Source organism: Marinobacter vinifirmus, from assembly GCF_002258215.1.
Classification (GTDB): domain Bacteria; phylum Pseudomonadota; class Gammaproteobacteria; order Pseudomonadales; family Oleiphilaceae; genus Marinobacter; species Marinobacter vinifirmus.
This window is the reverse complement of record NZ_NEFY01000007.1, coordinates 12,729-34,260: the sequence shown is the minus strand read 5'-3', so window position 1 is coordinate 34,260 and position 21,532 is coordinate 12,729. Positions and strand designations below refer to the sequence as shown.

General features: G+C 55.3%; 17 protein-coding genes and 1 tRNA gene. 5 read left to right on the top strand and 13 right to left on the bottom strand.

The annotated features are described in order from the left end of the window. Positions 1-14 precede the first annotated feature (14 nt). Positions 15-2,351: a Tex family protein gene (locus tag B9Q17_RS10335; RefSeq protein WP_094625165.1), complete on the bottom strand. Its 2,337-nt coding sequence runs from the start codon at positions 2,349-2,351 to the stop codon at positions 15-17. A 139-nt stretch (positions 2,352-2,490) separates the two neighbouring features. Here B9Q17_RS10335 and rep point away from each other — a divergent pair, with 139 nt between their 5' ends. Continuing rightward, entirely contained in the window at positions 2,491-4,509 is a 2,019-nt protein-coding gene (gene rep, locus B9Q17_RS10330) for a DNA helicase Rep (RefSeq protein ID WP_058339973.1), read from the top strand. 47 nt (positions 4,510-4,556) lie between these two features. Here rep and B9Q17_RS10325 read toward each other — a convergent pair whose 3' ends face one another. Then, positions 4,557-4,973 carry a c-type cytochrome gene (locus B9Q17_RS10325; protein ID WP_022989528.1) on the bottom strand — a complete coding sequence of 139 codons (417 nt, stop codon included), beginning with the start codon at positions 4,971-4,973 and terminating at the stop codon, positions 4,557-4,559. A gap of 206 nt (positions 4,974-5,179) precedes the next feature. Here B9Q17_RS10325 and B9Q17_RS10320 point away from each other — a divergent pair, with 206 nt between their 5' ends. Further along, positions 5,180-5,521 carry a hypothetical protein gene (locus B9Q17_RS10320; RefSeq protein ID WP_022989529.1) on the top strand — a complete coding sequence of 114 codons (342 nt, stop codon included), beginning with the start codon at positions 5,180-5,182 and terminating at the stop codon, positions 5,519-5,521. A 9-nt stretch (positions 5,522-5,530) separates the two neighbouring features. After that, positions 5,531-6,634 carry a phospholipase A gene (locus B9Q17_RS10315; protein ID WP_022989530.1) on the top strand — a complete coding sequence of 368 codons (1,104 nt, stop codon included), beginning with the start codon at positions 5,531-5,533 and terminating at the stop codon, positions 6,632-6,634. 219 nt (positions 6,635-6,853) lie between these two features. Here B9Q17_RS10315 and B9Q17_RS10310 read toward each other — a convergent pair whose 3' ends face one another. The 6 genes from B9Q17_RS10310 to B9Q17_RS10285 form a co-directional block, all read right to left on the bottom strand. Then, a complete protein-coding gene (locus B9Q17_RS10310; RefSeq protein ID WP_094625164.1) occupies positions 6,854-8,209 on the bottom strand; it encodes a phosphohexomutase domain-containing protein in 1,356 nt (451 codons plus the stop codon). A gap of 9 nt (positions 8,210-8,218) precedes the next feature. Next, positions 8,219-8,695: a bacterioferritin gene (gene bfr / locus B9Q17_RS10305; protein ID WP_022989532.1), complete on the bottom strand. Its 477-nt coding sequence runs from the start codon at positions 8,693-8,695 to the stop codon at positions 8,219-8,221. A gap of 102 nt (positions 8,696-8,797) precedes the next feature. Continuing rightward, the gene (locus B9Q17_RS10300; protein WP_036219702.1) at positions 8,798-9,004 is read right to left on the bottom strand and encodes a bacterioferritin-associated ferredoxin; all 207 of its coding nucleotides are present in this window, start codon (positions 9,002-9,004) and stop codon (positions 8,798-8,800) included. 98 nt (positions 9,005-9,102) lie between these two features. Then, positions 9,103-10,392 (bottom strand): Xaa-Pro dipeptidase, encoded by a 1,290-nt coding sequence (pepQ, locus tag B9Q17_RS10295; protein WP_094625163.1) that lies wholly within the window; start codon positions 10,390-10,392, stop codon positions 9,103-9,105. A gap of 16 nt (positions 10,393-10,408) precedes the next feature. Continuing rightward, positions 10,409-11,122, bottom strand: a complete 714-nt coding sequence (locus tag B9Q17_RS10290; RefSeq protein WP_094625162.1) for an LrgB family protein — start codon at positions 11,120-11,122, stop codon at positions 10,409-10,411. Next, a complete protein-coding gene (locus B9Q17_RS10285; RefSeq protein ID WP_094625161.1) occupies positions 11,115-11,480 on the bottom strand; it encodes a CidA/LrgA family protein in 366 nt (121 codons plus the stop codon). Before B9Q17_RS10285 ends, B9Q17_RS10290 begins: the two co-directional genes overlap by 8 nt. 70 nt (positions 11,481-11,550) lie before the next feature. Between B9Q17_RS10285 and B9Q17_RS10280 the strand changes: the two genes are divergently transcribed. Together B9Q17_RS10280 and B9Q17_RS10275 are read left to right on the top strand one after the other, a co-directional pair. Continuing rightward, the gene (locus tag B9Q17_RS10280) at positions 11,551-12,096 is read left to right on the top strand and encodes a YaeQ family protein (protein ID WP_094625160.1); all 546 of its coding nucleotides are present in this window, start codon (positions 11,551-11,553) and stop codon (positions 12,094-12,096) included. 90 nt (positions 12,097-12,186) lie between these two features. Further along, positions 12,187-12,263 (top strand) — tRNA-Arg (locus tag B9Q17_RS10275). Positions 12,264-12,503: 240 nt separating this feature from the next. Here the strand turns inward: B9Q17_RS10275 and B9Q17_RS10270 are convergent. The 5 genes from B9Q17_RS10270 to B9Q17_RS10250 are packed head-to-tail and all read right to left on the bottom strand — an operon-like array spanning position 12,504 to position 21,416. Further along, positions 12,504-13,991, bottom strand: coding sequence for a class I SAM-dependent DNA methyltransferase (locus B9Q17_RS10270; protein ID WP_094625159.1), 1,488 nt, complete (start codon positions 13,989-13,991; stop codon positions 12,504-12,506). Positions 13,992-14,043: 52 nt separating this feature from the next. Beyond that, positions 14,044-15,828, bottom strand: coding sequence for an anti-phage-associated helicase HerA (herA, locus tag B9Q17_RS10265; protein ID WP_094625273.1), 1,785 nt, complete (start codon positions 15,826-15,828; stop codon positions 14,044-14,046). Continuing rightward, positions 15,818-17,062, bottom strand: a complete 1,245-nt coding sequence (locus B9Q17_RS10260; protein WP_094625158.1) for an SIR2 family anti-phage-associated protein — start codon at positions 17,060-17,062, stop codon at positions 15,818-15,820. Before B9Q17_RS10260 ends, herA begins: the two co-directional genes overlap by 11 nt. Beyond that, positions 17,059-18,609, bottom strand: coding sequence for a restriction endonuclease subunit S (locus B9Q17_RS10255; protein WP_094625157.1), 1,551 nt, complete (start codon positions 18,607-18,609; stop codon positions 17,059-17,061). Before B9Q17_RS10255 ends, B9Q17_RS10260 begins: the two co-directional genes overlap by 4 nt. After that, entirely contained in the window at positions 18,609-21,416 is a 2,808-nt protein-coding gene (locus tag B9Q17_RS10250; RefSeq protein ID WP_094625156.1) for a type I restriction endonuclease subunit R, read from the bottom strand. The genes B9Q17_RS10255 and B9Q17_RS10250 overlap by 1 nt, the downstream gene beginning before the upstream one ends. Positions 21,417-21,532: the final 116 nt, after the last annotated feature.

Sequence of the window (21,532 nt, the reverse complement as noted above, 5' to 3'; positions counted from 1 at the left end):
TTCAAGGAAGTAGTTTAACGGCCGCCTTTACGGGCAGAGGCCAGTGCCTGTGCCAGCGCGCCAGCCATGGCACCCTGCGCAGGCTGGGAACCCTGGCCGCCACGGGGCTTGCGCTCGTTACCGCGGCCACCACTGCGATCGGCGCCACGGGCCGGCTTGGACGACGCCTCGGCACCGGGCTGGTCATCCATACGCATGGACAGGGCAATCCGTTTACGGGGAATGTCCACTTCCATCACTTTAACCTTAACGATATCACCCGCCTTCACCACTTCGCGCGGATCTTTGACGAAAGTATGGGACAAGGCAGAGATATGTACCAGACCGTCCTGGTGCACGCCGATGTCCACGAACGCGCCGAAGTTGGTCACGTTGGTGACGGAGCCTTCCAGCACCATGCCCGGCTTCAGGTCGTTCAGGGTTTCCACCCCTTCCTCGAAGTGGGCGAAACGGAATTCCGGACGCGGGTCCCGGCCCGGCTTTTCCAGCTCGGAGATGATATCTTTCACTGTGGGCAGGCCGAACTGCTCGGTCACGTAATCCTGCGGGTTGAGGCTGCGCAGGAACGCAGAGTCGCCAAGAACCTCGTCGACTTTCTTGCCATTGCGCTGGGCAATGGCTTCCACCACGCCATAGGCTTCCGGGTGCACAGACGAACGATCCAGCGGGTTATCGCCACCGGCAATGCGCAGGAAGCCGGCGGCCTGTTCGAAGGTGCGCTCGCCCAGACGGGAGACTTTCATCAACTGCTTGCGGCTGACGAACTTGCCGTTCTGGTTGCGGAAATCGACGATGTTCTGGGCAATGCTCTGATTCAGGCCGGACACCCGGGTGAGCAGTGGTACAGACGCGGTGTTCAGGTCGACCCCCACCCCGTTTACACAGTCTTCCACCACCGCATCTAGGCTGCGGGACAACTGCACCTGGGACACATCGTGCTGGTACTGCCCTACACCAATGGACTTGGGTTCGATCTTCACCAGCTCTGCCAGCGGGTCCTGCAAACGGCGGGCAATGGACACTGCACCCCGGATGGTGACGTCCAGGTCCGGCAGTTCCCTGGAGGCAAATTCGGAAGCCGAGTAAATCGACGCCCCGGATTCATTCACCACAATGCGGGCCAGCTTCAGTTCCGGGTAACGCTTGCAAAGGTCGCCCACCAGCTTCTCGGTTTCCCGGGAGGCGGTGCCGTTGCCGATGGCCACCAGTTCAATCCTGTACTTCTGGCACCAGGCCGCCAGCTGAGCAATGGAGGGCTCCCACTGATTTTTGGGCGCGTGGGGGAAGATGGCGCCGTGGTCGACCACCTGGCCGGTGCCGTCAATCACCGCCACCTTCACACCGGTACGCAGGCCGGGGTCCAGGCCCAGGGTCGCGCGCGGGCCGGCGGGAGCCAGCAACAGCAGGTCTTTCAGATTGGCGGCAAACACGTTAATAGCTTCGGCTTCAGCGGCTTCGCGTACCTGGGACATCAGGTCGGTTTCAATCTGGGTAGAGAGCTTCACCCGCCAGGTCCAGCGCACCACCTCGCCCAGCCATTTGTCGGCAGCACGGCCGTTGTCGCGAATGCGCCAGTGGGCGGCAATGCGCTGCTCCGCCGGATGGGGCTGGCGGCGGTCGTCTTCGGCATCACCCATCACAAGGCTGTAGGCCAGGATACCTTCATTGCGGCCACGTAGAATAGCCAGGGCCCGGTGCGAGGGAACCTTCTTCAACGGCTCGATGTGGTCGAAGTAATCGCGGAATTTCGCGCCTTCGTTTTCCTTGCCTTCCACCACGCTGACTTTCAGCTGGCCTTCCTGCCACACGAAATCCCGCAGCGCGCCCAGCAGCTCGGCATCTTCGGCAAAGCGCTCCATCAGGATGTAGCGGGCGCCATCAAGCGCAGCCTTGGTGTCGTCAATACCGGCTTCGGCATTCAGGTAGCCGGCAGCGGTGGCTTCCGGGTCCAGTGTGGGGTCATCAAACAGGGCGTCCGCCAGCGGTTCCAGCCCCGCCTCCTTGGCAATCTGGGCCTTGGTGCGGCGTTTGGGCTTGTAGGGCAGGTACAGGTCTTCCAGGCGGTTCTTGGTGTCTGCCGCTTCGATGGCCGTGCGCAGCTCGTCGGTCAGCTTGCCCTGCTCCTCGATGCTGTTGAGGATAGTGCCCCGGCGGTCTTCCAGCTCCCGCAGGTAACGCAGCCGCTCTTCCAGGGTACGCAGCTGGCTGTCGTCCAGGGAGCCGGTGATTTCTTTCCGGTAACGGGCAATAAACGGAACGGTGGCACCTTCATCCAGCAGGGCGACGGTGGCGTTTACCTGCTGCTCACGTACGCCGAGTTCATCAGCAATGCGCCGGGAGATACTGTTCATGCGACCTCTGTTATCTTGCTTACAAAATTAATGGGCAAAGGTACAGCGGCTTGGTGTTGCAGGCAAGCTGGATGCTGCGTGGTGGTGTAGAATAGCCGGACGCAACACTCACCCCGGTTTATTCTCTGGCGTCTTTATCGTGAACAAGCTCAACCCCAGACAGCGCGAAGCGGTTCGCTACGCCGACGGCCCCCTGCTGGTGCTGGCGGGCGCCGGCAGTGGCAAGACCAGCGTGATCACCCGCAAGATCGCCTACCTGATTGAAGAACTGGGCATCCCGGGCCGGCACATTGCCGCCGTCACCTTTACCAACAAGGCCGCCCGGGAGATGAAAGAGCGGGTCGGGCGCATTGTTGACCGGGGCAAGACCCGGGGGCTGATTGTCTCCACCTTCCACAACCTGGGCCTGAACATGATCCGGGAGGAGCATGCCCACCTGGGTTATCACCCCGGCTTCTCCATCTTCGATGCCGAAGATGCCAAGGCCCTGCTGCAAGACCTGATGCTGCGCGAAGCCAGCGCCGAGGCCGGTGACGAGCTGAACGATGTGCAGATGACCATCTCGTCCTGGAAGAATGCCATGCGCAGCCCCTCCGAGGCCTACAGCAAGGCGGCAGACGAGCGTGAGCAGCGCATTGCCATCGTTTACAGGCACTACAACGAATACCTGAAAGCCTACAACGCGGTAGATTTTGACGACCTGATCCTGCTGCCGGTGCAGCTGTTCCGGGACAACCCGGAGGTGCTGGCCAAGTGGCGCCGGAAAATCCGCTACATGCTGGTGGATGAGTACCAGGACACCAACGTGTGCCAGTACGAGCTGGTGAAACAGCTGGTGGCCGAGCGCGCGGCCTTCACCGTGGTGGGCGATGATGACCAGTCCATCTACGCCTGGCGCGGCGCCCGGCCGGAAAACCTGGCCCAGCTGAAGGAAGACTTCCCGAGCCTGAAAATCGTCAAGCTGGAACAGAACTACCGTTCCACCAGCCGAATCCTGCGCTGCGCCAACACGGTGATTGCCAACAACCCCCACGTGTTCGAGAAAGCCCTGTGGAGCGACCACACCGTGGGTGACGAAATCCGCATCATACGTTGCCGCAACGAAGACGCCGAGACCGAGCGGGTGGCCACCGAAATTCTCGACCAGAAGCTGAAGAACGGCCTGGATTTCAAGGATTTCGCCGTTCTTTACCGGGGCAATCACCAGGCCCGACTGCTGGAGATGAAGCTGCAGGCCTACCAGATTCCCTACCGCATCTCCGGCGGCCAGTCGTTCTTCTCCAAGAACGAGATCAAGGATGCGATGTCGTACCTGCGGCTGATGATCAACCCGGACGACGATGCCGCCTTCCTGCGGGTGGTGAACGTGCCGCGCCGGGAAATCGGCCCGCGCACCCTGGAGCAACTCAGCCACTATGCCCGCTCCCGCAACGTCAGCCTGTTCAAGGCGCTGGGGGATATGGGTGCGGAAACCCATGTCACCGAAAAAGGCCTGGACCGGCTGCGCCGGTTCGCCCACTGGGTAGACAAGACCTGCGAGCGGCTGTTTTCGGAGAACCCGATTCCGGTGATCAAGCAGCTGTTCACCGACATCGAATACGAGGAGTGGCTGCACCAGCATTCCGGCAGTCCGAAGCAGGCCGAACGGCGGATGGAGAACATCTGGTACCTGGTGGAGTCGATCCAGCGCATGCTGGACGACGGCAAGGGCACGGCCGACGAGATCGGCATCGAGGATGCCATCGCCAAGCTGGTACTGCGGGACATGATGGAGCAGCGTGAAGAGGAAGATGACAGCGACAAGGTTCAGCTGCTGACCCTGCACGCCTCCAAGGGGCTGGAGTTCCCCCATGTGTTCATTATGGGCCTGGAGGAAGAGATCCTGCCGCACCGGAGCAGCATCGAGGAAGGCAATGTGGAGGAAGAACGGCGCCTGATGTATGTGGGCATCACCCGGGCCCGGGAAACCCTGGCGCTGACCTATGCTGCCTCACGCAAGCAATACGGGGAAAAACTGGAGACCATTCCCAGCCGGTTCCTGGATGAACTGCCGGAAGACGATGTGAAATGGGAGGGGCTGGGCGAATCAGACCAGCAGGCCAACCAGAAAAAGGGCAAGGCCACTCTCAGCGCCCTGATTGGCGACCTGGGCCTGTAAAACGACAAAACCCCGCACGAGCGGGGTTTTGTGTCACAAGCCAGGGATTACTGACTTGATTCCACCATGTGTTCAACGGCGGCAACAATTTCTTCATCAGAACAGCTGGCACAGGCACCTTTCGGCGGCATGGCGTTAAAGCCGTTGATGGCATGGCTGATCAGGGTTTCCAGGCCCTGCTCGATGCGGGGCGCCCACTGGTCGGCATTGCCCACAATCGGCGCACCGGCAGCACCGGTAGCGTGACAAGCAGTACAGGCGGAGTTATAAACGTCGCTGCCGGAACGCGGGCCTGAGCTGGCAGCCTGGGCAGGGGCGGCAACCGCCTCACCACACTCTTCACCTTGCAGGCACACTTCACCAACGGGCTTGATGCGGTCGCGGATTTCGTCTTCAACACTTGCTACTGCGGCGCCGGCGGCCAGGCCAAAACCAAGCAGAACTACAGCCAGGACTCTCTTCATCTTCACAATGCACCTCGCATTTGAGCGTTATAATCTTTCGGTCGCCGCATTATAGCGACTGTGCCCCGGCAAAAAAACCAATTGGCAGAATCAGAAATTGATTTCAACCATTTTAGTGACAGTTTCGTAGGGTGTATCTGAACTGTTACCGTTTCCGGTTACCATAGCCATCCGACATTCCTCCACCAGGTACCTAGAGCCCGACCATGCCACAGACGCCCGCCCCACGCCCGGATAAACGACGCAAATCCCTGCTGATCCTGGAATTCTCCAGCCTGGCTGTCCTGTTGGTGTCCATGGGCTGGTTCAGCAACCTGTCCAGCGCCGGCAACCCGGTGCATCCGGCCTGGCTGCTGGTTCCTGCGGTGGCCAGCCTGGGTGTTTTTCTCAGCTTTATCGGCCTGATGTACCTGCGCTGGGTAGCCTCGGTCAGCGATGACCGCCGCACCCGGCACCGGATTATTTTTGCGCTTCTGACCTTAACCCTGCTGGGCGTCTGGGTGTATGGCATTGCCAACACCTGGCTCAGCCTGACCGCCAGCCAGTAAGGACACACCATGCACCTGACCGCCCGTTTTCCCCTTACCTTCGTTGTATTTGCGCTGACGGCAAGCCCGGTGAGTTTCGCCCAGGATACCGGCGACAGCTCCGTAAACTGCGCCCTGATCCGGGACGGCGTGCAGCGGCTGGCCTGCTACGACGCCCGGAATGATCCCCAGACAGCCCGGGATAACGCCAGCGAAGAGGCACTGGAAACCTCTGAAGCACAGGCGGAACAACTGGCTGCCGACAAGGAGACCCGCGCGGAGATTGTCGGCAACGCCCTGGAGGATGACCCGGACGAAGGGGTCATGAAGTCACTGGTGAATAATTACCTGGCGGCCGAGCAGGCGGTGTTTTCCTTTGCCGGTAGCCTGGTAACCCACAAGCCCAACTACATCCTTCCGCTGACCTGGGTAGACCACCCCAACCCGAACCCGGTCAGCCCGCGGCTGGGCACCACTGGCTACGACTACTTCCTGGAGAATGAGGAAGCGAAGTACCAGATCAGTTTCAAGGTACCGTTGCTGACCGGCTTCTTTGATAAGCGCACCACGTTCTGGTTCGGCTATACCCAGAAGTCGTTCTGGCAGGTGTACAACCAGGACGAATCAGCGCCTTTCCGAGAGACCAATTACGAGCCCGAGCTGTTTTTCCGGCACCAGCTGGACTGGGATATCGGGCCGGGTACCCTGAACGGGATCACCATCGGCTTCAACCACCAGTCCAACGGCCAGGCGGACCCCCGGTCCCGGAGTTGGAACCGGATTAAGGCGTCCGCCGCCTACAGCTATGACCGATGGCTGTTCCAGGTGGAGCCGTGGTACCGGCTGCCGGAGAGTTCCAGCGAGAATGATAATGCGGATATCGAGCGGTATCTTGGGCACGCAAGTTATAACGCGGTGTACAAGCTGACGGAGGATCGGACGTTTTCGCTGAAGTTGCTGAATAATTTGCGGTCGGATAACCGGACGTCGGTGGAGTTTGGGTACAGCTTTCCTATCGGGGAGACGTTGAAGGGGTTTTTCCAGTATTACAACGGGTATGGGGAGAGTTTGATTGACTACAATGAGCGGATTGAGCGGTTTGGTATCGGCATTATGTTGAATGACTGGCTTTGAGTGGGGTGCAAAGCCTTTGTCACGCTAGGCTTGGGTGCAAGGTCTGGGTGAGGGTACCCCTTTCTGAAACACGCTCCTTGCGGCACGTCCTTGTGACGCTTGAGCTCCGCCATCCATGGCTCCGCACAGTTTCATAAAGGGGTACCCTCACCCAGCCCCCGAACAATACACTAGGCCTTCCTGCGGCCGCGTGCCTTCCGAAGTGACAGAGGCCTAGAGTCAGGCCCTGTTTAACCTTTCCATTTCCGCCAGAAGTTCTTCCGTTTTCTTTTCCATCAGGGCCTTGTCCGCCCGTGCTTCCACGTTCAGGCGAACCACCGGTTCGGTGTTGGACATGCGCAGGTTGAAGCGCCAGTTGTCGAACTCTACGCTCAGGCCGTCTACGTAGCTGACGTTTTTGGCGCCGGGGCTGTAGAGGGCTTCCATCGCGGCGAGGACTTTGGCGGGGTCGGCTATGGTGCGGTTGATTTCGCCGCTGGCCGGGTAGGCTTTTATTCTGGCGTCGATGAGGGACGACAGGGTTTGGCCGCTCTGGCACAGGCGTTCGGCGATGAGCAGCCAGGGGATCATACCGCTGTCGCAGTAGGCGAAGTCGCGGAAGTAGTGGTGGGCGCTCATTTCGCCACCGTAGACGGCGTCTTCGTCGCGCATTCTTTGTTTGATGAAGGCGTGGCCGGTTTTGCTTTCGATGGCTTCGCCGCCGGCGGCTTCTACCAGGTCCTGGGTGTTCCAGGTGAGGCGGGGGTCGTGGATGACTTTTCCGCCGCCGGTTTTTCTGAGGAACTGGTCCGCCAGCAGGCCGACGATGTAGTAGCCTTCGATGAAGCGGCCGGTTTCGTCGAAGAAGAAGCAGCGGTCGTAGTCGCCGTCCCAGGCGATACCCATGGCGGCGCCTTGTTCGATGACGGCATCTGCCGTGGCGGTGCGGTTTTCCGGCAGGATGGGGTTGGGTACGCCGTTGGGGAAGTGTCCGTCCGGCTGGTGGTGCACTTTGATAAATTCGAACGGCAGGTGTTGTTCCAGTTCATCAATCACCAGACCAGCGCCGCCGTTGCCGGCGTTGCAGACGATGGTCATGGGCTTGAGGGAGCTGGCGTCGATGTAGCCCAATAGGTGGTCTGTGTAGGCGGCCATCACTTCCAGGGTTTCGTACCTGCCCTGCTCCGGCGCATCAAAAAAGGGTTCGCGCACGCGGTCCCGGATGTCGTTCAGGCCGTTATCGGAGCTGATGGGCCGGGACTGGGGGCCGACCATTTTCATGCCGTTGTGGTCTTTCGGGTTGTGGCTGGCGGTGACCATGATGCCGCCGTCCATGCCGTAGTGGCTGGTGGCAAAGTACACCTGTTCGGTGCCACACAGGCCGATGTCGTAAACGTCGGCACCGGCCGCCATCAGGCCGGAGCTGAGCGCCTCGGAGATTTCCGGGCTGGACAGGCGGATGTCATAGCCGACGATGACTTTTTTTGCACCGGTGATTTCCACATAGGCCCGGCCGATTTTTTCTGCCAGGGGCGGGTTCAGTTGGTCTGGAACCCGGCCCCGGAGGTCATAGGCTTTGAAGCAGGAAAGATCCATTGTCGATGCTTACTCCGCAGCCGAGGATTGCAGCTGGATGTAGTTCTGGATGCCCATCTGGGAGATCATTTCGAGCTGGGTTTCGAGCCAGTCGATGTGCTCTTCTTCGCTGTCGAGGATAGTGCGGAACAGCTCACGACTGGTGAAATCCTGTACCTGCTCACAGTAGATGACGGCTTCTTTCAGGTCGGTGTGGGCGATTTCTTCCAGTTTCAGGTCGCACTGGATCATTTCTTCCACATTCTCGCCGATCAGCAGTTTGTTGAGATCCTGCAGGTTGGGCAGGCCTTCGAGGAACAGGATCCGTTCGATCAGCATGTCGGCATGCTTCATTTCGTCGATGGATTCTTCGTATTCCTTGGCAGCCAGCTTGCTGATGCCCCAGTCCTTGTACATGCGGGAATGCAGGAAATACTGGTTGATGGCGGTCAGCTCGTTGGCAAGAACCTTGTTGAGATACTGGATGACCTTCTTATCGCCTTTCATAACCGGAGTCCTTGTTTAACGAATGTCTCAGGCTACAAGGATAGACGGTTTGGGGCCGATAAAAAATTGCCGAGAGGAAAGACTCTGCCCAGCGGCGCCGGTTCAGGCCGGCTGGGCGAGCATATTGGCGAGGGCCAGGTAGTCCGGAGTACGGGACTCCCGAAGGATTTCCCGGGCCATGCAGGCGCAGCGGCCACACTGCCGGCCGACACCGAGCTCTTTGCCCAGCTGGCGCATGGACGACACTCCGTTATCGGCGGCCTGGCGGATTTCTCTGTCTGTTACGCCGAAACACAGGCAAACGTACATAGGGCGCTCTCACTAACCGCGTTAAAGTTAGTGATAATTATTGTCATTACCAAACGACATTGCAACCCTTTTGCGAAACATTTTGTAGCAGAAAGTGACTACACCCACTCCCGGGTCAGGTTGCGGGTGCCGGAGGCCGTGACCGCCACGTTGTCCTCAATACGAATGCCCCCACAGCCTTGCAGTTCATCAAGCAGGCTCCGGTTCAGGTACTTTGCCTGCGGCCCGTTCAGCACAGGCTCCAGCAGTGACGGAATAAAATAGAGGCCGGGTTCGATGGTGACCACCATGCCCTCTTCCAGGGTGCGGGTCAGGCGCAGGAACGGCGCATCTTCCGGGGGCGGCGTCAGCTTACCGGCCACATCGTGCACCTGGATGCCCAAAAAATGCCCGATGCCGTGGGGGAAGAAGGCCCGGCTGATGCCCTGTTCTACGATCGCCTCGTCACTCAACCCGGAAACAAGCCCGGACGCAGACAGCAAGGCCGCGATGCCCTGATGGGCCTTGCGGTGGATATCCACGTAATCCACGCCGGGAGCCACCATCTCGCACAGCCGCAGCTGCAGTTTTTCCAGGCCGTGTACCAGTGCCGCAAACCTCGACTCTCCGGGGCCGGCCGTGGTGCGGGTAATGTCAGAGCAATAGCCCCGATAACGCACACCGGCGTCGATCAGAAGGCTGCGGGGCCGGCGCGGCGGCTGAACGTCGTAATACTGGTAATGCAGGGTGCCCGCGTGTTCGTTCAGGCCGATGATGCTGTGGTAAGGCGCTTCGGCTTCACGCTGGCCGGTGGCCTGCTGGTAGGCGAGGTTGATCCCGAATTCGCTGTCGCCGGCCAGGAAGGCATCCCGGGCGGCATTATGGCCAGCCAGGGCAATCCGGTTGGCATGGGCCAGGCATTCGATTTCATAGGGTGTTTTGCGCACCCGGGTTTCTTCCACGGCGGCGACCAGTGCCGCCGGGTTATGCTCTCCCGGCACGCCGTCCAGCACCAGCGGGTCCCCGATCACCGCCAGCCGGCCCGGGTTGTCCAGCTCCGGAGCGCCGGGCTGCTGCCGGCTGCGCACTTCAACAACCTCTTGCCAGGGTTCTTCAGGCATCGCCGGGTTGGCATGCCAGAAATCCACCGGCTGGTACAGCCAGAGCACCGGTTTGTGGCCGGGGCGAATCAGCAGCCAGCTGTGCTCCTGACCGGCCAGGCCGGTCCAGTGCAGAAACGGCCCGAAGCCCTGAAACACGTAGGTTTGATCATCCCGGTACCGGTAGGGGGCAGCGCCGGAGGCAATCAGCAGGCTGTCGTATCCGTGTTCAGTCAGCGCCTGGTCGTACCGGTTCTGCAGCTCCTGGATGTGGGTGGGCTGCAGGTCGAGGATGTCTTGGTTTGGCATAGATGAAGCAGAACTCCTAGAACGGAAAGGTAAACGGCAGGAACAAAGCCGTAAACACCCCCGTCAGCCCCATACCGAGAGACGAAAAAGCACCGGCTGTAGGGCTGATTTCAAACGCCCGGGCGGTACCAATGGCATGGCCATTCAGGCCCAGTGCGAAACCGATAATCCGGTCGTCCTTGATGTTGAGCCAGCGGGCACACCAGTCTACAAACACCGAGGCCAGTACGCCGGTAATCAGCAAGCCGCCCAGGGTGAGCGACACAGAGCCACCCAGCTGCTCGGCAATACCCATGGCTATGGGTGCCGTCACCGACTTTGGTGCCAGGGAAGACAACACCAGGGGCGACGCCCCCATCAACCAGGCGATCCCCAGGGCATAGACCGCCGCCAGGGTGGCCGCCAGGGGCAAGGTGACCAGGATGGGTTTCCAGAGCGCACGAATATGGTGCATTTGCTGATACAGGGGCACCCCAAGCGCCACGGTGGCCGGGCCCAGCAACACCGTGAGCCAGCGGGCGCCCTGTTCATACTCTTCAAAGCCGATGCCGCTGAGGGCCACCACGGCCGCCAGCAACAGCGCAGCAATCAGCACTGGCGGCATCCACAACGGGCGACGGAAGCGGGCAAACAGCCAGTTCGCCGCCAGGAACGCCGCCAGCGTAAGCGCGATGGAAAGCATCGGGCCCGCCGTCCAGACCGAGAGCAGTTCGGCAAAGGCATTATTCATGGCTATTCTCCCCTGCACTGCTCTCCGACACCTTCTTCATCAGCCACAAGGTGGTCAGTACACTCAGCAGCGTACCGGCAATCAGGGCAACAATGACCGTTGTCCAGTGGCCGTAAAACTGGTCGACAATAAAAAATACGCCCACCACCCCCGGTGTAATGAGCAGTACCAGCACCGAAATCAGACCCCGACTGGCCTCTGCCAGCTCATCACTGACCTGGCCACGCAGCATCAGGGTAAAGGTGGCCATCACCATCCCCAGCACCCCGCCACTGACCGGCAAACCCGCCAGCACCCGCAGCGCCTCACCCAGCAGGAAGAACACCACCAAAACCAGAAATCCCCGCAACAACACCATGCCGCTATGCACCGCCTCGCTGAAATTGCTTTACACTAATGCCCTGCTCACCAAAATCACAGGACGCTCAATGGCACTGAAAGCCACCATCTTCAAAGCCACGCTCCATATTGCCGATATGGACAGGCACTATTATGCCGACCACCACCTGACCGTGGCACGCCACCCGTCAGAAACCGATGAACGCATGATGATACGCCTGTTGGCCTTCGCGCTGAACGCCAGCGACACTCTGGAGTTTACCAAAGGCCTGAGCACCGATGACGAACCGGAGCTGTGGCAGAAATCCCTGAGCGATGAAATCGAGCTCTGGATAGACCTGGGGCTCCCGGAAGAAGACCGCATTCGCAAAGCCTGCAACCGCTCACAAAGGGTGATCCTGTACACCTACGGCGGGCGCGGCGTGCCTGTGTGGTGGGACAAGCACCATAACAAGCTGGAACGATTTGGCAACCTCACCATCGTCGACCTGGCAGCCGAACAGACCAGCCAGCTGGCCGCCCTGGCAGAGCGCTCCATGACCTTTCAGGTATCCGTACAGGACGGAGAAGTGACCTTCAGCAACGACAGCAATCTGGTGAGCATTACTCCCGAACAGAAAATGCCGAAAATCTGAGGGATGAGTTGAGCTCGGGGGCTGGACAGACGCCCCCTGCGCACGTAAGATTGCGCACTCGAAATTGACGAGCAACTCGCTGTTTCGAATGCGCCCGTAGCTCAGCTGGATAGAGCGCTGCCCTCCGGAGGCAGAGGTCAGAGGTTCGAATCCTCTCGGGCGCGCCATGAATATCAAGGACTTGCGTGAAAGCGCAGGTCCTTTTTTATTTCCTGTGTCCAAATTGTGTCCATGGTGTGTCCACGGTTTTCAGGGCATTTTTTACAGTCATGGAATTTTGACCGTTGCCCTGAAGCCGAAAACTTCGAAAATGGACACAAAAACTGTCAGAAAAACGAACCGTCATGCGCGTCTGTAGGCAACCAAGAGCTATAGCATCTCCTGGTCGCCATCAGTAATAGCCTAACCTATGCTTTTGAAAGGCCGCTCAGGACCTCTCTAAAGCTGCTCAACCCAGCCTCTAGATTTTCGATAATCTCTTCAGCCAGATCATCTGGTTCTGGCAAGTTATCCAAGTCAGTCAGACTTTTATCTTTAAGCCAAAAAACATCAAGGCTGGTTTTATCGCGAGAAAGCAATTCATCAACGTTGTATTTCCGCCAGCGACCATCCGGATTCTTTTCCGGGTCCCAAGTCTCTTCGCGCCGGCTTGGATTTTTAGGGTTATAGCACTCGATAAAGTCTGCCAGATCTGCAAACCGCATCGGCTTTTTCTTCAGCGTGTGATGAGTATTGGTGCGGTAATCATAGAACCAGACCTCCTTTGTCCAGGAGTTTGGACTGGCTGGTTGGTTGTCAAAAAACAAAACGTTCGCCTTTACCCCCTGTGCGTAAAAAATACCTGTAGGTAAACGTAGAATGGTATGCAGTGTTGTGTTTTCCAGAAGTTTCCTGCGGATAGTTTCTCCTGCCCCTCCCTCAAACAACACATTGTCCGGTACTACGATGGCAGCCTTACCGGTCGTTTTCAGCATACTGCGGATATGCTGAACAAAGTTAAGCTGTTTGTTTGACGTAGTTGCCCAAAAATCCTGCCGATTATAGGTGAGTTCGTCCGTCTCCTGCTCACCCTCATCATTGGTAAAGCTCATTGAGCTTTTCTTGCCGAAAGGTGGATTGGCAAGCACATAGTCAACGCTTACAGGGCTGGCGGCGATTAACGCATCATTGGGGGATACCAGACTGTCTCCATCAATTTCACCGATGTTGTGCAGGAACATATTCATTAAGCACAAGCGGCGGGTATTGGCGACGATTTCGTTACCATAGAACGTGCTGTGCTTAAGAAACTGCTTTTGCTCTTTATCGAGTGAATAGTTCTCTGGATCTGTCAGAAAGTCATAAGCGGCCAGAAAAAACCCACCCGTACCACATGAAGGGTCGGCGATGGTTTTTCCTGGTTCTGGGCGAACGCACTCCACCATCGTGCGAATCAATGCCCTCGGCGTGAAATATTGACCCGCACCAGATTTGGTGTCTTCCGCATTCTTTTCCAGCAACCCTTCATAGATGTCACCCTTAACATCTGCCCCCATCATGATCCACTGGGTGCTATCGATCATATCAATCAGGCGGTACAGCTTGGCTGGGTCTTGAATCTTGTTTTGCGCTTTGGTGAAAATCTGGCCAAGCATGCCTTTCTGCTTGCCCAGCTCACGCAACAACTCCACATAAAGCACCTCTAGCTCCGCGCCTTTCTTACTGGTCAGCGCCTGCCAGTTGTACTTTGCAGGAATACCCACATCACGGGAATAAGGTGGCTTGGAGTATTCATCTGCCATTTTCAGGAAGATCAGATACGTCAGTTGTTCAAGATAGTCGCCATAGCCCACACCATCGTCACGAAGGGTAGTGCAGAAACTCCAGACTCTGGAGATAATTGTTGAGGTATTCACTGTTACATGTTCCTAGCTTGATAAATAGGTTGAAAGCGCATCAATATGGCTTTCACATTAAATAGTGATTTGGCTCGCCGTTTAATGCCCAAGAGTCAAATCTTCCATCCTCTGACTTTGGAGTTGGCTCTGCATTTTTGGACCGTATACAGGTTGGCAAGGCCACAGTTCCTCCCATTACCAGGGCATGCTGCCTGGGTAAACCTGCAATACGAGATACCTCACGCTTATCTGCCCATTCGCAAGCAGATGAAATCACACGCAAGTCTTGCTCAGATGTAAGACGGAAGGAAACCCATGTGTTGCACTGAGAAAGAACCGTTGGCGAGACCTCGGACGGCCTCTGTGTACTAAGCCATAGGGCAAGTCCAAACTTACGACCTTCTTTCGCCAGTCGCTCGTAAGCGAGCGATGAGGTGCCTGAATCCCCATCAGGCACGGGCCGCAGATAGTGATGCGCCTCTTCAAGCACAAGCAATGTAGCAGGGTTGTTTCCCTGTCCGCGTCGGAACAGGACTTGAGAATAAAGCTCTAGCATCGAACCTAGCACAAGGGGCATTAAGTCTTGCGGTACTTGGCGAAGATTTACAACGTGTACACGCCACTGACTATCCGCACAGCCAAAGATTTTGTCGACCAGGTGTTCTCCCTCCGCCCGCATATCAAGGTTGCCGCCATTGACTGAAGCACCACCGCTTACGTCAACGACCGCTCGAAGCATTTCATCGTCGACCAAACGATGGATTCGTGTGATAAGAGGTGAGACGTTGCCATATTGAAAGCCATTTCGCTCGATTGCGCCTCTATTGTTAGGAGCTAAGCTATGACTTTCTGCAACTAAAGCCGATAGAGCAGCCATGTGAGGCCAATTTTGAGCGAGCTGGCCCTGGCGTTCTCTCAGGGCATTGATTGCACGATCAGCGTCCGCAGCACCATTTTGGCGACAATCATCAAAAAGAACAGGGTTAACGCCATCGATCGACGCACCTCGCTGGGCCGCATGCCAATGGACATATTTCAAGTTGTCGATGGCAAATGACAATGCAGGTCGTTGTGTTTTTTCACTTGGCAACAAAAGTCGATTGAGGCCCTGTCTGCCTAGCGCGTAATAGGGAATACGATACCCTTCCGCACCATCGGCATCTTCGCCTATAACGGTATGCTGATAGGCACCTTCTGGCAGTCTGCAACCCATGTCGCCCGCAGCTATCGCACTCTCGGATTTTCTGAAAGCCCGATCGTACTCCCCATTGATATCGAATATAACAATGCGGGAATTCGGCATATCTGCAAGTTGCTGTAAAACAGCGGCAGTAAAGCAACTTTTACCTTGGCCTGAACTTCCTAGAACAGCAATATGCTGCGCCAGGAGTCGGTTTAGACCAGTCCTAACACTATTCCCTGTTTTATACTCGGTACCAAGTGTAATGGGCCCGCCAGGCTCCGGCCCCCCAAGTACAATTTGCGATTCCTCACCTGTTAGTGGAAAGGCTTCCGCTCCAAGAGGCGGCGATGCCAAATTGTCGGATACAAATCTTCCTGCCTCTACCCAACCAATTACTGTGCCGTGCAAATGCCGCAATGGCTGGCCATTCTGACCTTGGTTGCTTGCGGAAGGGCGATGAATCTCTCTCGGCTCTGAAAAATTGAGGCCGGAAATTTTCAGTACAAAAAGCCGATAACCCCCATCGAGAACCAACAGGCCACCAACTTCGCCTACCGGAGTGACGCCTTGATAGTGACTCGCCATTTGTCCGCGATGGTGATCGAGCAGATTAAGGGTGACCTGTCCGCCATCAATCTGAACGACATAGCCAATAGCGGTTCTACTCAGCATTTTCGTCACCACTTATCGCTTTTATTCGGTCGCGAAATTCCTGCTCTTTCAGATCGTAGAGCATAGGGTCCGGCAGAAAATCGACCATGTGATTGAAATATGCATTCGCGCCACCGCCGACAAAAGTCAGGCGGGGAGATTTCAGAGCGATTAGGCGCTTCACTTCAGGCTTTAGCGCCTCAATCTGTGCTGGGTCAGTGCCTATAAATTCTGGCAAAAACGCAATGACTTGCAACGTTGGATTAAGCAGCGCGGAACGTAGAAGACGGTTGATATGGTCATCGCCAAACGAATAGCCTGTCAAAATGATGCAGCTTTGTGGCCTGGCCAGAAAGTCGGAGAATCGGCGGAACAGCTCGCCAGACAGAAAACCAACGGTCTGCAAATATTTCGCTGCCCTGGGGAAAACCATCAGCGACTCATCTACTGCTTCCACGCCATCAGCGATTTTTTTGAGTTTCGGCCAAGCTTCAGGTGCAGCCAACTCACGATATTCGCCGTCAGTACATTGCCAGGTTAGCGAGCCATGTAGTTTTGCCAAGTAAACATCATTACAGCCAAACCGGGCCTCACCTTTGGCATTGATGTTCCGATATCCCAAGTCGAAGGATTGTGGCGAGAATGTGCGATTATGAATGCCGACAAACCCGGTATGCGTGTGTATCCCTACGGATTCTGCTGCCCACTCAACCGCGAGATCATAGTTTGTAGTAAACACCCATGGGCTTGCCTGTCCAGGCTGTCGAGCGCCAATCAAGCGTTGCAACAATTTAACGTGATAAGGAAAACGATCAAATGCCGGTGGTTTTGCCCATGCATCTTCATCCAGTACGGCTGCTTTAACCACGCATTTAAGTAGTAGGGCTATATCGCTCTTGAGGGTTTTTAAATTCCTACTAGCGGGTTTGCGGCGGTGCCAGTCAATCTGCGCCATTTCCAACTGATCCAGAAGAATTTCTATATTAGGCAGCGCTCTGGGGTTGTCTCTTTCAAAGTTGTCTAGAACGGTATCTTCTTGAGTGATAAACCCGTCATTTGAAAATCGCAGAGCGGTATCTGCATAGTCTCGAATAAAGTCCTTCCATAGCTGCATAATGGTCATGCCGCCAGCGGCAACGGACGCCCCTGCGCCAAGCAGCACTGCTGTGTTTTCCAGGCGCAGCATAGCCGCCAAGTGCGCCCGTAAATCCTGCTCGTCTAAAGCGGTGTCGCCACGTAAACAGACAATAGTCATTTTGCCTTCCTTGTCTTTTTAGTGCTCTTTGTCTTGATGGCTTCTCTTTCAGCTTGTATACGTGCCAACAGCTCACTAGCAGGTTCGTCGTTCGGGTCTTGGGGTACCAGCTGGCCGGAGAAGGCTTTTTTTAGGATGGATTGACGGAGGGTTTCGGCTTTCGCTAACTGAATATTTAATTCATTATCTAAGTTTTCGACAAAAGATAGTTTCTCGGATAGTGCTTGTACTACCGCCATTTGCTCTTTGGTGGAACAAAGTGGAAACTGAATGCTTGCTACCCGGTTTTTATTCAGTGCCTTTTGATTGTTGCCGGAACCTACTCGTCTGGTCTGCTCATACTGATACTGGAGAAAGTAATAGATATACTCTGGCGGCAAACCAACCTCAGATACTCTAATCGCTGCAGTGTTTTGATTGTGAGCTGCTGGAGCTCGAAGAATGGCAGCCTGACCTCTGGTTTTACCCTCACCAATCATTGCTAACAAAACGGTGCCTTCTTGGTGTATTTCAGTTGAGGCGTTCTCATATCCTTCCTCGGTTATAGTCTCAACTGTCTTATATATTTCACAGAAAGCCACTTCTCCACTGCTCACCCAAAATATATCGCCATTCCAGAATTCATTCTTTTTCCGACTTGGGGTTGCACCAACGTGAACCGAAAAAACGTGCCCCAAGAGCATAGATTTCCATGTATCGGGAATATCGAAACCTATTTCGGCGCCTGCGCCTATTTCACCTTGCTTTGTGAATTCTTTTGGTTTACCCGGCTTTTTCCCTTCTTTACCTTTCTCTTCCCATTTTTTAACAGCGGCTTCCCACTCTTCCAGTTGCTGCTGGTAGCGGGCTTCGCGTTCCTGTTGAATTCGGGCGAGGAGTTGCTCAGGAGATTCCAGCTTATCGGCATTTTCTTCACGCCACTTTGCAGTGAGTTTGCCTTCAAAGGCGTGTTTGAGCACGGCCTGGCGGTAGACTTTGAGTTGCTCGCGGGCGTTTTTTAGTGCGGCAATGCCGTTATCCAGCTCGGAGAAGAGTTCTTCGATTTTGGCGACAATACGTTTTTGTTCGTTGAGTGGGGGAATTGGAATGGGTAACAGACCAAATGCCTTTCCCGAAAGTTCAAGAAAGGTTGTTCCACTAGCACGTTTTTCAGCGAGTTGCTTCGAAGCTTTCAGATAGTAGTAGACATACTCATTTAAGATACCTTGTACTGGTACCAGACTTTTAAATCCTTGGTTGGTTGCTAAAGGCTCAGCGCTAATAGCGGCATAACCAATCGGCGCTCTTGATGAAAAATGCACACTCCCTGCAGGCATCACTTTCGCCGAACTATTCTTCAATCCTTCTTCTGTAATCGATTTATTACCTTTACTAATCGTTTTATTGTTATAGCCTGTTAAATCTGCTGGGGAAATCCAATTAACACTTCCCCCCCAATATTTTGGTTCTTTTGATGAAGGAGTGCCTCCCGCTACAACCTCACCAAGGCTTGATATTTTTGACCATTCCCAATTGGCAGGGATGAGCCATAACGCTTCAACTTCCATTAGGCCACTAGCTCCCGATTCAATTCTTCAATCACCCAGTCCATCTTGTCGCCAAATTGCTGATACATACCCATTAAGCCACCTTTGGCATCAAAGGGTGTCATATCCAAATCATCGCGTTCAAAGTGAAAGGAGCTGGCGATATGGTCGCGAATGGCGTGCAGCCATTGCATTTGTTGTTCATTAAATTTATCGGAATTACCTGAGTGGTACTTCATGATCCAATCCTGAAAATTCTTTCTTACCGTGCTGCCAAAGGGCGTGATTGCGCCATCGATGCCGCACACCCTGCGAACCAATGCGACTAAGGCGGTGAGTTCGGTCAGCGGGTTTTCGCCTTGGTAGTTATCGAGGTGAGCGTAAGCTTGCCAGATGCGTAGCGGTGCCAGTTTGGGGCGATCCTGCTTGAGCTTTTCCAACAGGGCTTTGATTTGCGGGTAGGTTACTTCGCTACGGCGTGCAGGTGTGTTGAAGTAGATGGCAAGCGCATCAACTTCATCTGCATGTTCTTTCAAGTAGTCCGCAAACTCCTGGGTAAGCACCTTGGCATTTCTAGTGGTTTCACCATCCCACTCGGCTTTGAGTACAGTATCCAGATCGTCGTGAACGATGGTTTGTTCTTTATCGCGGCGGATAGAGTCAATCAGTTCGATCAATTCGCCGTTAAACACATTGGCTACCTGACTGACCAGTTGTTGCTGAGCCTTATTGCGAGCATCGTCACCGGGGTCAGTTCCAACAGGTTGGCCGACCATTTCCAATGCTTTTTGCTCTACGCGGTCGCCGTCGATGGCGTTGAAGAGTTCACCCACAATCATCAGGAGTGGCGTACCACCAGCTTTTTCCGCAATGCGGGCACGTTCTTTGTCATCCAGTTGTTTGTCTAGTCGTGCCAGGCGCCCGGCCAGTGATGAAACCGTGTCGCTGTCACTCGCCCCCATCATCACGCCCATAGCCAGGTCTTTCAGCGGCACGCTTGGCTTAGTGATCAGCGGTTGACTCGCAGTTTTTACCGACTTGGTAACGCCAATAGCATCCACAATGACATAGTGGGTTTTGGCGCTTTGGGCCGATGGTGTGACCTTTTGCAGGCTGTCTTTATCTAGGGTACGGGTACCGCGCCCCTTCATTTGTTCGAAATAGTTTTTGCTTTTGACATCGCGCATAAACAGTAGGCATTCCAGTGCCTTGACGTCGGTACCTGTGGCTATCATATCGACGGTGACGGCTATGCGTGGGTAATAGTCATTGCGGAACTGGGCGAGCACGGATTTTGGGTCTTCGCCTTTTTGAATGACGTTACCTTCGGCATCGGTTTTGTCATTGGCAACGCGGTAGGTGACCTTTTTGCAAAACTGGTTGCTTTCGCCAAACTCCTCACGCACGGTTTGAATGATGTCATCGGCGTGGCTGTCGGTTTTGGCAAAGATCAGGGTTTTGGGCACTTCTTGTCGACCGGGGAATATGCTCGGTAGTGCGTCCCTGAAGGTTCTAATGACGGTGCGGATTTGGTCAGGGTTAACAATGTCGCGATCGAGCTGTTTGGCCGTATAGGCTTCGTCCTGATCTTGTTGCTCCCAGCGTTTGCGACGAGTTGTGCGCTCGCGCCGTTCTACCTGCTGTTTGGCCTCGATCTTACCGCCTTGCGTGGTCTTTTCGGTTTCGATGACAAAGATCTCGTTACCGACGTTAACACCGTCGGCGACGGCTTTCTCATGGTCGTATTCGCTGACGATATTTTTGCGGAAGAAGCCGTAAGTGCGGTTGTCTGGCGTGGCAGTCAGGCCAACTAGGTAGGCATCAAAATACTCCAACACCTGCCGCCAAAGGTTATAAATGGAGCGATGACATTCATCTATGATGATGACATCGAAAAACTCGGGCGGGATCTTTTCATTGTAAACCACCGGCAGCGGATCTTTGGGTTTAGTGATTTGCTCTGCCGGGTTTTGCTCTTCGAGTGATTCGTCTAACGGCTCACCTTTTAATATCGAATACATCCGTTGGATGGTGCTGATACAAACCTGGGCATCTTTCGCGATGTATTGGTTCTTCAACCGCTGGACTGTGTATAGCTCGGTGAACTTCCGGTTATCGTCGTTAGGTACGAAGCTCATGAACTCCTGCTCGGCCTGCTCGCCCAAGTTTTTGGTATCCACCAGGAACAGAATACGACTAGCGCTCACCGGCTCTTTCAGTAAACGATAGCTGGCAGTAATTGCGGTAAACGTTTTGCCTGACCCCGTGGCCATCTGCACCAAGGCGCGGGGCTTGTCCTGCTTGAATGAGCCCTCTAGTTTAGTGATGGCCTTAATCTGACATTTACGCAGCCCATCCTCGTTCAAGGGCGGCATATCTTGGAGCCGGCCACGGAAACTTTTGGGTTCCACGACCCACTTGGCCAGTGTTTCCGGGCGATGAAAGTTGAATACTTCACGTGACCGAGGATGAGGATCGTTGCCATCCGTGAAGCGGGTGATAACGCCTGTGCTTTCATACACAAACCGAAGCACCTGACTGTTATTTATCCATTTTAAGGTGGCGGCTGCATAACCTTGAGACTGATCCTCTACGATTGTGATCTTCTCTCCCCAGGATTCCGGCTTAGCTTCAATTACTCCAACAGCTTGTTTATTGACGAAGAGAACATAATCCGCTGGACCAACGTCCGTTTGGTACTCACGCACGGCCACGCCAATCGACACAGAAAAATCTATTTTCTTCTTGTCCTGCACAGCCCATCCAGCTTGGCAGAGAAGCTCATCTATCTCGTCACGGGCCTTTTGCTCTGGATTTTGGTTGACCATGTTAACTTCCTTATTCACTTACCCAAGCATCAGGCTTGGAGACTGCTAAGATTTACGCCCCGATAGGCTCGCTTTATGTCATTGTGATCTTTGACCACGACATGAACGGTCGCATT